This window comes from Streptomyces sp. NPDC001843 (genome assembly GCF_042891955.1).
Classification (GTDB): Bacteria; Actinomycetota; Actinomycetes; order Streptomycetales; family Streptomycetaceae; genus Streptomyces.
The window spans coordinates 72191-84377 of the sequence record NZ_JBIATQ010000016.1 but is presented as its reverse complement, the minus strand read 5'-3'; the positions used below and the strand labels follow the sequence as shown (position 1 = coordinate 84377).

Sequence of the window (12187 nt, the reverse complement as noted above, 5' to 3'; positions counted from 1 at the left end):
CGGACTCAGATGCCGACCTTGATGCGCGTGAAGCGCTTCAGGGTGACACCGGCCTCGTCCAGAACCTTCTGGACCGACTTCTTGTTGTCCAGCGCATACGGCTGGCCGAGCAGCGTGGCGTCCTTGAAGAACCCGTTCAGCCGACCCTCGACGATCTTGGCGATCGCGGCCTCGGGCTTGCCCTCGGCGCGGGTGGTCTCCTCGGCGATGCGGCGCTCGGACTCGACGACGTCGGCCGGCACGTCCTCCTTGGCGAGGTACTTCGGCGCGAAGGCGGCGATGTGCTGGGCGACGCCCTTGGCGACCTCGGCGTTCGGCTTGTCCAGCTCCACGAGGACACCGATCTGCGGGGGCAGGTCGGGCATGGTGCGGTGCATGTAGGCGGTGACGTAGCCGTCGGAGAACTGCGCGAAGCGGTCCAGGACGATCTTCTCGCCGAGGTTGGCGTTGGCCTCGTCCACGAACGCCTGGACGGTCTTGCCGGCCTCGATCTCGGAGGCGAGCAGGGCGTCGAGGTCGGCCGGGGAGGTCTTGGCGACGTGCTCGGCGATGGTGTTGGCCACGGCCTGGAACTTGTCGCCCTTGGCGACGAAGTCCGTCTCGCACTTCAGCTCGACCAGGACGCCGGAGGAGTTGTCGTCGGCGATGATGGAGACGACGGCGCCGTTCTCGGCGGAGCGGCCCTCGCGCTTGGCGACGCCCTTCTGGCCCTTGATGCGGAGCGCCTCGACGGCCTTCTCGACGTTGCCCTCGGCCTCGTCCAGCGCCTTCTTGCAGTCCATCATGCCGGCGCCGGTGAGCTCACGGAGCTTCTTGACGTCGGCGGCGGTGTAGTTCGCCATGAGTCTGTGAGTCTTTCTCGAAGTCTTGGGAGATCGGAGATCTGCGCGGTCTGCGGTCTACTGAAGTAGCGCGGACCGCGGACCCGGTGCTGACCTACGGGTGAACAGCGGGGGCGGACTTCATGCCGCCCCCGCCGTCAACGCTGAGGTCAGGCCTGCTCGCCCTCGGCGGCCGGAGCCTCGGCAGCCGGAGCCTCGGCCGCGGGGGCCTCGGCGGCGGGGGCCTCGGCGGCGGGGGCCTCGGCAGCCGGAGCCTCGGCAGCCGGAGCCTCGGCGGCGGCCGGGGCCTCGTCGGCCTTCTTCTCGCCCTCGAGCAGGTCGCGCTCCCACTCGGCGAGCGGCTCACCGGCGGCCTTCTCGCCCTTGTCACCGGTGGCGACGCGAGAGCGGGAGATGAGGCCCTCGGCGACGGCGTCGGCGATCACACGGGTGAGCAGGGTGACGGAGCGGATCGCGTCGTCGTTGCCCGGGATCTTGTAGTCGACCTCGTCGGGGTCGCAGTTGGTGTCGAGGATGGCGACGACCGGGATGTTGAGCTTGCGGGCCTCGCCGACCGCGATGTGCTCCTTCTTGGTGTCCACGATCCAGACGGCGCTGGGCACCTTCTGCATCTCGCGGATACCGCCGAGGGTCTTCTCCAGCTTGGCCTTCTCGCGGGAGAGGACCAGCAGCTCCTTCTTGGTCAGACCGGAGGCCGCGACGTCCTCGAAGTCGATCTGCTCAAGCTCCTTCAGGCGCTGCAGACGCTTGTAGACGGTGGAGAAGTTGGTGAGCATGCCGCCCAGCCAGCGCTGGTTGACGTAGGGCATGCCGACGCGGGTGGCCTGCTCGGCGATGGCTTCCTGCGCCTGCTTCTTCGTGCCGACGAACATGACCGTGCCGCCGTGGGCGACGGTCTCCTTGACGAACTCGTAGGCGCGGTCGATGTACGACAGCGACTGGAGCAGGTCGATGATGTAGATGCCGTTGCGCTCGGTGAAGATGAAGCGCTTCATCTTCGGGTTCCAACGGCGGGTCTGGTGACCGAAGTGGACGCCGCTCTCCAGCAGCTCCCGCATCGTGACGACGGCCATGGCCGTATCTCCTTGAATTTCTCGGTTGTGCCGCGGATGCCGGACGGCTCCCGCGCCTGACGCCCGCGATGCGCCGTTGCCACATGAGGACCGAGGGGCGCTGACACGAACGGACCGTCGCCGGTCACGCCTCGCGTCGGGGCGTGCGAAGTCGACCCGGTGACCCGGATCGCCACAAGAAGTGTACGGGACCGGCGAGCCGCCGGGTGACGCCCATGTCCACAACCCGTGTGCCGTCCACAGATCGGGGTGGGGCCGGCGGCGGTGCGGGACGGTTCTCGCATGCGAGCGAAACGATGTGCGGGCTTGTGGCTGCTCCTACCGCTGGCCCTGTCGGTGAGTGCCCTGTCTCCCCTGGCCCTGTCCTCCCTGGCGCGGGCGGACACCCCTGGCCCCCCGGCCGCCGAGCCACCGGTCCCGGCGATCGGCCGGGCCTGGCCGGTGGGAACCCGGCCGGCGGTGGTACGCGGCTGGGAGCCCCCGGCGTCGGTGTACGGCCCGGGCCACCGGGGCGTGGACCTGGCGGCCGCCGCTCCGGCTCCGGTACGGGCGGTGGCGGCGGGCCGGGTCTCCTTCGCGGGGCGGGTGGCCGGGCGGGGGGTGGTGGCCGTGGAGCTGGCGGGCACCGGCCTGCGCACGACCTACGAGCCGGTGACGCCCTCCGTGCGGAAGGGGGACACGGTGGAAGCGGGTGAGACGGTGGGCAGGGTGGAGTCCACGGGCGGGCACTGCGGGGGCGGGTGCCTGCACTGGGGCCTGGTCAGAGGGCACACCTATCTGGACCCGCTGTCCCTGCTCCCACCGTGGCTGCTGCGCGGAGGGCCGTCGAGACTGCTTCCGGTGCTGGGCGTTCCGCTGCCCGGGTAACGCCGGCGGCCGACGCGGCCGGCGTCAGCCCCGTACGCCGTGCAGAGCCATACCCACCGCGGCTTCCGTGATCTCGGCCGGATCCTCGGCGGCGCCCAGCTCGATCCGCCGCACGGCCGCGTCCACGACGCCCTGCAGCAGCATGGCGGCGAGCCGGGGCTCCGCATGCCCCATCTCCCCCAGGGCCTCGACGATCATCGCGACCAGCCCACCGTGGGCCGCGCGGATCTTCTCCCGCGCCCCGGCGTCCAGCTCGCTCGCCGAGATCGCCACGACGGCACGGTGCCGCCGGTCCCCGACGAGGGCCAGTTGCCGGCGCACATAGGCCTCGACCTTGCCCTCGGGGGTGTCCGCCCGCTCCATCGCCGCAGCCACCTCGGCCGTCCACACCGGGAAGTCGACCTCGCACAACTCTTCGACCACGGCGGCCCGCGACCGGAAGTACTCGTACACGGACGACCGCGCCAGCCCCGTCCGCTCGGCGAGGGCGGGGAAGGTCAGCGCCTCCGTCCCGCCCTCGGACAGCAGGGACCGCGCCGCGTCCAGGAGGGCGGCTCGCTGCATCGACCGGTGCTCGGCCACGGAGGCCGCTCGAATCCTTGGCACGTCGACAACTTTACAAATCAGTCGCCCTGGGGGCGAAGCTCGCCAGCTTGGCCCGCAGTTGCAGCACCGACTTGGTGTGGATCTGGCTGACCCGGCTCTCCGTGACCCCGAGCACGTTGCCGATCTCGGCGAGCGTGAGCCCCTCGTAGTAGTAGAGCGTCACGACGGTCTTCTCCCGCTCCGGCAGCGTGTTGATCGCCCGCGCCAGGAACCGTCTGAGCTCGCGGTCCTCGGCCACCTCGACCGGGTTGTCGGCGTCGGTGTCCTCCAGCGTGTCCATCAGGGTCAGCCGCTCGCCACCCTCACCGCCGGCGTGCAGCATCTCCTCCAGCGCCACCACGTTGGCCAGCGACAGCTGACTGAAGACCGCATGCAGTTCGTCCACCTCGATGCCCAGTTCGGCGGCCACCTCGGGCTCCGTGGGGGTACGTCTGAGCCGTGCCTCCAGCGTCGCGTACGCCCGCTCGACGTTCCGCGCCTTCTGCCGCACCGACCGGGGGATCCAGTCCAGGGCCCGCAGTTCGTCGATCATGGCCCCGCGGATCCGGGTGATCGCGTACGTCTCGAACTTGATCTCCCGGTCGATGTCGAACTTCTCGATCGCGTCGATGAGCCCGAAGACCCCCGAGGACACGAAGTCGGCCTGCTCCACGTTGGGCGGCAGACCGACGCTCACCCGCCCCGCCACGTATTTCACCAGCGGCGAGTAGTGCAGGATCAGCTGCTCCCGCAGCCGCTCGTCCCCCGTCGCCTTGTAGGACCGCCACAGCTCGTCGAGCGTCGAGGGAGCGGGCGGCCGCACGCTGCCACCGTCGCGGGCGGCTGGGGGGATCGCCGCCCGGTCGGACCCGGAGGTGTGCTGGGGCATTCGTCGCCTTGTGCCGTTCTGCCGTGAAGTGCCGTGAAGTGCTGTAACTGAGAGGAGTGGACCGAAGAGGGATCGCGTGGGTGAGGTGTCTGTCTGGTGTCGAGTTGCCGCGGTCTGTGTCGAAGCCTTCGTGAGCGTAGCGTGACTGAGGAGTCGCGGTGCGCGAACGGCGAGCGTCACCCCCTGCGGGGACACCCGTGACGGCGCGTCCACGCCCGTCGGACGCATTGCTCTGTGTGATCGTCCGGGGGTGCCAACTCCGAGAAAACCCAAGGGTGTCGGGGGTTCCCCCGGACGGCCGAACACGCTCGGTCAACATCGGGTCCGATCGTCCTCGACCGGGTTCATCGCCTGGCGTGTCAACTTCCAGCCGTCGCCGTGTCGTTCCACGTAACCAAGTGCTCGGAGTTCGTACAGTCTGGCGACCGCCTCGTCCCGCGTGGTCTGCGCGCCGCACGCGATCTCCCCGGACGGGGCCGGCCGGTGTGCGGGCAGGGCGGCCAGGACGCGCCGGGCGTCCGGCTCCAGCAGGTCGCGCGGCAGGACCGGGCCGCGCCGGGCCGGGGCGAGGTCGCCGATCTCGCCGACCAGCTCGACGACCTCGGCGGCGTCGGTCACGAGCACCGCCTCGCCGCGCAGCAGCTCGTGCACCCCCGCAGAGAGGGCGCTGGTGACGGGTCCGGGCACGCCCATGGTGAACCGTCCGAGCCGCTGCGCCGCCCGCGCCGTGACCAGGGCGCCGCTGCGGCAGGCGGCCTCCACGACCACGGTGCCCCTGGTGAGTGCCGCGATCACCCGGTTGCGCAGGATGAACCTGCTCGGTGTCGGGTGATCACCGGGCGGCAGCTCCCCGATCACGAGCCCCTGGTGCGCGATCCTGGCGATCAGCTGGGCATGCCCGCGCGGGTAGGGCCGGTCGACACCGCAGGCGAGGACGGCGACGGTGGCACCGCCCGCGCCGAGGGCGCCCCGGTGTGCGGCGCCGTCGACACCGTACGCGCCGCCGGAGACGACCACCCAGCCCCGCTCGGCGAGCCCCGCGGAGAGCACGCCCGCCGTGTGGGCACCGTACTCGGTGCAGGCCCGGGCGCCCACGACGGCGACCGATCTGAGCGCCCACATCCGCAGGCCGGCCCGGCCGCGCACCCACAGCCCCAGGGGCCGGGCGTCCCCCAGGTCGTCGAGCTGGCCCGGCCACTCGGCGTCCCCGGGGCACACGAACCGCACCCCGGCCGCCCGCGCGACCTCCAGGTCCCGTTCGGGCTCGGCCCGCCCGGCCCGGGCCCGCAGCCCCGCCCACCGGGTGCCGCTCACCCCGGGCAGCGGCTCACGCCCCTCCCGCAGCCGCCGGGCCACCTCCCGGACCCCGTGCTCCCGCACCCAGCGGCCGCCGGCCTCGTCACCGGGTTCGAGTACCCGGGTGAGGAAGACCCGGCACAGCCGCTCCTCGGGCGCAGCGTCCGCCGCGCTCACGTCAGCGCTCCGATGGCCATCGGTACGCCACGGGGGACGCCGGTGCGCAGTTGGAGGGCCAGGGCGACGTCCGTGGCGTCCGGCCGGTCGTGGCCGACGAGGTCCGCCACCGTCCAGGCGACCCGCAGCACGCGGTCGATCCCCCGGGCGGTCAGCACGCCCCGCTCCAGGTTCCGCTCCGCCTCGTCCATCGCACCGCTCGCCGCGTGCCAGCGGCCGCGCAGCTCCCTGCCCGGCACCTCGCTGTTGGTCCGCCACGGGGTTCCGGCGAGGCGGGCGGCGGCCCGTTCCCGGGCCGCCCGGACCCGGTCGGCGACCGTCGCCGTGGACTCGCCACGCGCACCGGGTCCGGTGAGCTCGGTCCGGGTGACGGGGTCCACCTCGACGCGCAGGTCGACGCGGTCGAGCAGGGGGCCGGAGAGCCGGGACTGGTAGCGGCGGATCGCCGAGGGCGGGCATTCGCACAGGGAGTCGCGCTGCGAGAACCGTCCGCAGGGACACGGGTTGGCCGCGAGCACCATCAGGAACCTCGCCGGGAACCGCACGACGCCCGCGCTGCGCGCGATCACCACATGGCCCGACTCGAGGGGCTGCCGGAGCGCGTCGAGCGTGTGGCTGTGGAACTCGGGGGCCTCGTCCAGGAAGAGCACGCCCCGGTGCGCCAGCGAGACGGCGCCGGGCCTGGCGATGCCCGGGCCGCCGCCGACGAGGGACTGCATGGTGGCCGAGTGGTGCGGGGCGCAGTACGGAGCGGTGTCGACCAGGGGCTTGCCCGGCGGCAGGAGCCCGGCGACCGAGTGCACGGCCGTCACCTCCAGGGAGTCCTGGCGGCCGAGGCGGGGCAGGACGGCTGGCAGCCGCTCGGCGAGCATGGTCTTGCCCGCGCCCGGGGGTCCTTCCAGGAAGATGTGGTGTCCTCCCGCGGCGGCCACCTCCACCGCCGTGCGGGCCGAGCGCTGGCCGACGACGTCGGCGAGGTCGTGGGCCTGCTCGTGCTGCGCGTCGCCGACGCCGTGCATGCCGGTGGCCGCTCCCGCGCCGGGCGCGCGCAGCCCGGCGAGGAGCGGGTCCGGGCGCCCCGGTTCGTCCGGTTCCTCGTCGGGTACGGGTTCGTCGGTCAGGACGGCGATCAGCTGCCGCAGGCTGCGGACGCCGAGCACCGAGACACCGGGCACCAGAGCGGCCTCGGCGGCGGCGCACTCGGGGACGACCACCTGCTCGTACCCCGCGTCCGCCGCGGCCAGCACGGCGGGCAGGATGCCCCGGACCGGGCGGACCCGGCCGTCCAGTCCCAGCTCACCGATCATCACGATGTCGGCGAGGGCCCGCGGGTCGATCCGCTCGGCGGCACCGAGCACCGCGCAGGCGACGGCCAGGTCGAAGCCGCTGCCGGCCTTGGGTACCGAGGCCGGGCTCAGGCCCACCGTGAGCTTCTTCTGCGGCCACTCGCCGCCCGAGTTGACGACCGCCGCCCGCACCCGGTCCCGGCTCTCCGTGAGGCTCTTGTCGGGCAGGCCCACCAGGGTGAAGGCCGCTACGCCCGGTTCGAGGTCGGCCTGGACCTCGACCACCACGCCCTCGACGCCCACCAGCGCCACCGCACACGTTCGGGCGAATCCCATCAGGCCACCCCCCGTGCGTGCTCGACCACGGGCGAGCCGCGATCGGGGAGCAGGACACCGATCAGGTCGATGCGGACGCCGCCCGGCGGGGCGCCCCCGTGTTCCTGGGTCCAGCGTTCCGCCAGGCCGCGCAGGCGCTGCGCCTTGGCCGGTGTTACCGCGGCCATGGGGTGTTCGAAGGAGCCCGCCCGGCGGGTCTTGACCTCGCAGATCACAAGGACGTCGCCGTCCCTGGCCACGATGTCGATCTCACCCGTCCTGCCGCAGCGCCAGTTGCGCTGCAGGACGGTCATCCCGGCCGCCCCCAGCCGCCGCGCGGCCAGGTCCTCGCCGTACTTGCCCGTCGCACTGCGTTGTGCGTTGCGTGCCCTCATGTCGGCACCACCTCCGGCGCCAACGATGAGGGCAGCTCAGCGGACTATTGGATCTTGGTGGACAAGTCCGCGGTTGTGGACAACCCCGTCACCCGCCCGGGAGCTCCAGGTCGCTCTTGTTCAGCTCCTCGATGTTCACGTCCTTGAACGTGAGGACACGCACCTGCTTCACGAAGCGGGCCGGCCGGTACATGTCCCACACCCAGGCGTCCGCCATGGACACCTCGAAGAACACCTCACCCTGGACCGAGTGCACCTGCATCTCGTAGTCGTTGGTGAGATAGAAGCGCCGTTCGGTCTCGATCACGTATTTGAACAGACCGACGACATCGCGGTACTCCCGGTAGAGCTTCAGCTCCATCTCGGTCTCGTACTTCTCGAGGTCCTCGGCGCTCATGGCATGTTCCCCTTCACCGTGCGATCCCCCCATTGTGCGTCAGTCCCGCAGGCCCCTAGACGATTTCCGGGTCAAGGGTCACGGGCCTGGCCGGGGGACCTTCGTCGAGCAGCCTGCCCAGGAGCTCGGCGAGTCTGGTCGGATACACCGTCTCATGTGCCCGGGTGAGTTCCCGGTACGTCCACCAGCGTGCTCCGGCGACGCTGCGCCGCTCCAGTTCGGTGAGGGCCGCCGCGCGGGTCTCGGTCTGGGCCGTACGGGCCAGGTAGTACCACTCGTCCTGGTCCCAGCGGCGGCCGGCGAACGGGAACGAGCACGTGCGCCGCCACAGCACCGGGCCGAGTTCGACCTCGGTGATGCCGGTCTCCTCGGCGAGTTCCCGCAGTGCGGCCTCTTCGTGCGTTTCGTCGCCCTCCAGTCCGCCGCCGGGGGTGAACCACCAGTCGTCGGCCGGGTCGTCCGGCTCGTGGCCGTGCAGGAGCAGGATGCGGTCGTCGGGGTCCAGCAGGATCACCCGGGCCACCTTGCGCAGCCCGCCGCCGCGGGAGTCCCGGCCCGGCTCCGTGGCCTCAGCGGGCACCGGCGGGCTCCGCCGTTCGCGCCGGGGAGCGGTTGCCGCCCAGTCGCTTGGCGACCGGGCCGTAGGCCGAGCCGCCCAGGATGAGCACGGCGCCGCCGACGATCAGCCAGACGATCGTGCGCAGCGGACCCGGCTGGGAGAGTGCGCCGAGGGTCTCGAAGCCGGTGGGGCGCTTCAGCATGCCGTTCATGGGCCAGACGACGGCGTCGACGCGGGCGGAGACGGCGCTGCGGGAGACGGTGCCGCTGGCGGCGTCGGTGAGGTGTGCGGTGGAGTCCAGGGATCCCTGGCGTTCGTCGCCGAGGAGGAAGAGCCGGCCCTTGGGCACGGTCACCGTCGGGATCTGCTTGTCCTCGGCCGGACTGCCCTTGGGCAGGTACGGCTCGTCGATCTGCTTGCCGTTCACGGTCAGCTTGCCGTCGGTGCAGCAGGCGACGGTGTCACCGCCGACCGCGACCACGCGCTTGACCACGTTGGCGCCCGTCACCCAGGTCTTGTCCCGGAAGACCACGACGTCGCCGCGTCGTACCTCGTCGCCGTCGACGCGCTGGGCGAGCACCCGGTCGCCGGCGGCGATCGTCGGCGACATCGAACTGGTGGGCACGGTGTACGGCCGGTAGGCCACCGCCCCCCAACCGAACCCGCCGAGGAACATCACCAGGCCCAGTGCCACGACCACCCCGGACAGCCGCTGTCCCAGCCGGCTGCCTGTCTGTGCCGCTGCTGTGCTCCCGCCGCTGTGCGGGGCCGTACGCGTCGTGCTCTCGCCACCCATGGCCCCGCACCCTACCCGGCGGTACCGAACGGGGGCAGCCCCTCTTTCCCGATCTTGGTCAGCTCTTGCGCTTCCGCCGCCACACCGCCACCGGAAGCACACCCGTCAGAGCGATGGCCTGCGGGGCCACGGAGAGGGGCGCCGCGGCGGCCGACTGCTGGTCGAGGCCCGGCTGGTCGAAGGTGTCCGGAACCGGCAGCGTGCCCCAGCGGTTGATCGGCCAGGCCTTCACGATGGCGCGTCCGACGACGTCCTTGACCGGAACCATGCCGTGGAACTTGTCGTCCTGGTTGTAGCGCGAGTCGCGGGAGTTCTGGCGGTGGTCGCCCATGACCCAGACGTAGCCCTTGGGCACCTTGACCTTGAACTGGCCGCCCGAGTCGTCGTCCGTGCAGGGCGTGTTGCCGGGGTAGACGTACGGCTCGTTGAGTGCCTTGCCGTTGACCTTCAGCGGGCCGGTCTTGTTGCACTCGACGGTGTCACCACCGACTCCGATCACCCGCTTGATCAGATCCTTCTCCTCCGCCGACGGCATCAGGCCGATCCAGCTGAGGACCTTCTGCACGGCGTTGGGTTCGGGTGTGGGCTCACCGGCCAGCCACTCGCTGGGGTCGTGGAAGACGATGACCTCGCCGCGCTCCGGCTCGGAGCCGAACCACGGGGTGAGCTTGTCGACGAGGACCCGGTCGCCCTCCTGCAGGGTGTTCTGCATCGAGTCGGAGGGAATCGAGAAGGCCTGCACCAGGAACGTCTTGATCAGCAGGGCCAGCACTAGCGCGATGCCGATCAGGATCGGCAGCTCCTTCCAGAAGGAGCGCGGCTTCCTCGGAGCCGGCGTCGAGCCACCGGCACCCTGGTCCCCGGTCGGGGGCTGCTGCTCGCCCGGCGCCGCACCGTCACCGGCGCCCGCCGCGGGATCACTCCCTGAGGTCACGGCGTCGTCCGCGCCGGGGGTCGCGTCCACGGGGCGTCCGCGGTCCTCCTCGCCGTCGTGTCCTGACCGTGCGCCAAGGGCCACATCCCCCACGCCAACTCCTCACTCTGTGCCGCCGCCTGCCCCATCCACGGTGCAGGCCCACCACTCCCATAACGAGCGGAAGTTCCGCAGGGCTCGGGAGTTGGATCGTTCCGTTCGGATCGTCGGTGACAACCCTATGCGACGGCTGCGGTGACGAGGCCGTCGTGGACCCCGCGTCGGTGACGGAAGAAAAGGTTTGCGGTTCCTTGAGACGGGTCCAGTGACCCAGTGGCCAGCCGATGACCATGGCGCGTCCGACGACCGACTCCTCGGAGACCGTGCCGCCGTACTTGGTGTTCTGGTGATAGCGGGAGTCCGCCGAGTTGCCCCGGTGGTCGCCCATCACCCACAGCCGCCCTTTGGGGACGGTTATGTCGAACGGCATGAGGGACGGGGCGTTGCCCGGGTACAGGTAGTCGGTCTCGCTCAGGGGAACGCCGTTGACCGTCACCCGGCCCTGCGCGTCACAGCACTTGACGTGATCACCACCGACCCCGATGACCCGCTTGATGAGGTCCTTCTCGTTGTCGGAGGGCAGCAGGCCGATGAACTGAAGCCCTTCTTTGACCTGCTTGACCACCACGGGGTCGTTCTTGGTCGTGGTGGTCTGCTCGTCCTTGAGCCAGCCGCCCGGATCGTGGAACACCACGACGTCGCCGCGCTGCGGCTTGGAGCCGAACCACGGGGTGAACTTGTCGACCAGGACGCGGTCGCCGATCCGGATCGTCTCCTCCATGGAGCCCGAGGGGATCACGAACGCCTGGACGAGGAAGGTCTTCAGCACGAGCGCTATGAGCACGGCCACGCCCACCAGGAGAGGGATCTCCCGCATGGCGCCGCGCCTGCGCTTGCGCTTGACCTTGCGCTGCAGCTTGCGCCGCTCGGCGCGGCTGCGCCCGCCGGACGACGGACTGGAGGTGCGGCGCAGCCCGGTGGGCAGCAGGCTGTCGGCGGGGGTTCCGGGCACGCCGCGTGGTTTGCCGCGGTTACCCATGGGCGCCCTCCGCGGTGGCGGGCACGCGCGCGTAGGCGGCGGGTCGCCTCAGTCGTGTGAGACGGTCGTACGGCCACACGATCCAGTCGGCCCTCCCGATCACGTCACCGACGGGGATCATGCCGCCGCCCGGCGAGCCCAGGTGGTCGCGGGAGTCGCTGGAGTCGCTGCGATGGTCGCCGAGGACGAAGAGGGTGCCGTCGGGCACCTCGACGTCGAAGGGCACGTCGGACGCGCTGTCCCCGGGGTAGAGGAACGCCGTTTCGTCGACCGGCCGGCCGTTCACTTCGATCCTCCCCTCCTTGTCGCAGCAGACCACGTGGTCCCCCCCTACACCCACAACGCGTTTGACGTAGTCGGCGTCCCCGAAATACCCGGTGCCGTCGAACACAATCACGTCGCCACGGCGCGGCTGGGCACCGAAACGGTACGCCAACTTATTTACGAGAACGCGGTCCCCGATCCTCAATCCCTGTTCCATGGATCCGCTGGGAATCTGGAAGGGCTGAACCACGAACGTGCTGAGGAGGAGCAGGAACACCAGGCAGACGAGGAGGGTGAGGGTGATCCGCCCGCCCGGCAGCCAGTCGGTGATCCGCGACACCAACGCGAAACGCGACCGTTCCTCCGTGCCTCCGGTGTCGTCGGGGCAGGAGGAGCGGTCGCGCTCCGTGGGCTGTGCTTCGGCGTCCATCGGG

The 12187-nt window shown here is 71.2% G+C and carries 14 protein-coding genes; 1 reads left to right on the top strand and 13 read right to left on the bottom strand.

The annotated features are described in order from the left end of the window. Positions 1–5 precede the first annotated feature (5 nt). Both tsf and rpsB read right to left on the bottom strand, forming a co-directional pair. A complete protein-coding gene (gene tsf / locus ACFYZQ_RS33105; RefSeq protein WP_389155850.1) occupies positions 6–842 on the bottom strand; it encodes a translation elongation factor Ts in 837 nt (278 codons plus the stop codon). A gap of 149 nt (positions 843–991) precedes the next feature. After that, entirely contained in the window at positions 992–1915 is a 924-nt protein-coding gene (gene rpsB / locus ACFYZQ_RS33100; RefSeq protein ID WP_389155847.1) for a 30S ribosomal protein S2, read from the bottom strand. A 282-nt stretch (positions 1916–2197) separates the two neighbouring features. Between rpsB and ACFYZQ_RS33095 the strand changes: the two genes are divergently transcribed. Then, positions 2198–2782, top strand: coding sequence for a peptidoglycan DD-metalloendopeptidase family protein (locus tag ACFYZQ_RS33095; RefSeq protein WP_389155844.1), 585 nt, complete (start codon positions 2198–2200; stop codon positions 2780–2782). A 24-nt stretch (positions 2783–2806) separates the two neighbouring features. Here ACFYZQ_RS33095 and ACFYZQ_RS33090 read toward each other — a convergent pair whose 3' ends face one another. From ACFYZQ_RS33090 to lepB (ACFYZQ_RS33040), 11 genes are all read right to left on the bottom strand, one after another. Next, positions 2807–3364: a TetR/AcrR family transcriptional regulator gene (locus ACFYZQ_RS33090; RefSeq protein WP_389156042.1), complete on the bottom strand. Its 558-nt coding sequence runs from the start codon at positions 3362–3364 to the stop codon at positions 2807–2809. 34 nt (positions 3365–3398) lie between these two features. Further along, positions 3399–4256 (bottom strand): RNA polymerase sigma factor WhiG, encoded by an 858-nt coding sequence (whiG, locus tag ACFYZQ_RS33085; RefSeq protein WP_388796535.1) that lies wholly within the window; start codon positions 4254–4256, stop codon positions 3399–3401. A gap of 312 nt (positions 4257–4568) precedes the next feature. Further along, complete coding sequence (gene dprA / locus ACFYZQ_RS33080; protein ID WP_389155841.1) at positions 4569–5729, bottom strand: DNA-processing protein DprA; 1161 nt, start codon at positions 5727–5729, stop codon at positions 4569–4571. Further along, entirely contained in the window at positions 5726–7351 is a 1626-nt protein-coding gene (locus tag ACFYZQ_RS33075) for a YifB family Mg chelatase-like AAA ATPase (protein ID WP_389155838.1), read from the bottom strand. Before ACFYZQ_RS33075 ends, dprA begins: the two co-directional genes overlap by 4 nt. Further along, positions 7351–7725, bottom strand: a complete 375-nt coding sequence (locus ACFYZQ_RS33070; protein WP_389155835.1) for a YraN family protein — start codon at positions 7723–7725, stop codon at positions 7351–7353. Before ACFYZQ_RS33070 ends, ACFYZQ_RS33075 begins: the two co-directional genes overlap by 1 nt. An 88-nt stretch (positions 7726–7813) precedes the next feature. Beyond that, complete coding sequence (locus ACFYZQ_RS33065; RefSeq protein WP_003965949.1) at positions 7814–8122, bottom strand: DUF2469 domain-containing protein; 309 nt, start codon at positions 8120–8122, stop codon at positions 7814–7816. Between the two features lie 55 nt (positions 8123–8177). Next, complete coding sequence (locus ACFYZQ_RS33060) at positions 8178–8702, bottom strand: NUDIX hydrolase (RefSeq protein ID WP_389155832.1); 525 nt, start codon at positions 8700–8702, stop codon at positions 8178–8180. Then, a complete protein-coding gene (gene lepB / locus ACFYZQ_RS33055) occupies positions 8692–9477 on the bottom strand; it encodes a signal peptidase I (protein WP_389155830.1) in 786 nt (261 codons plus the stop codon). The genes ACFYZQ_RS33060 and lepB (ACFYZQ_RS33055) overlap by 11 nt, the downstream gene beginning before the upstream one ends. A 58-nt stretch (positions 9478–9535) precedes the next feature. After that, on the bottom strand, positions 9536–10504 hold the full coding sequence (gene lepB, locus ACFYZQ_RS33050) for a signal peptidase I (protein ID WP_389155827.1): 969 nt from the start codon (positions 10502–10504) through the stop codon (positions 9536–9538). After that, positions 10395–11489, bottom strand: a complete 1095-nt coding sequence (lepB, locus tag ACFYZQ_RS33045) for a signal peptidase I (RefSeq protein WP_389155824.1) — start codon at positions 11487–11489, stop codon at positions 10395–10397. The genes lepB (ACFYZQ_RS33050) and lepB (ACFYZQ_RS33045) overlap by 110 nt, the downstream gene beginning before the upstream one ends. After that, positions 11482–12183, bottom strand: coding sequence for a signal peptidase I (gene lepB / locus ACFYZQ_RS33040; RefSeq protein WP_389155820.1), 702 nt, complete (start codon positions 12181–12183; stop codon positions 11482–11484). The genes lepB (ACFYZQ_RS33045) and lepB (ACFYZQ_RS33040) overlap by 8 nt, the downstream gene beginning before the upstream one ends. Between the last annotated feature and the right edge of the window lie 4 nt (positions 12184–12187).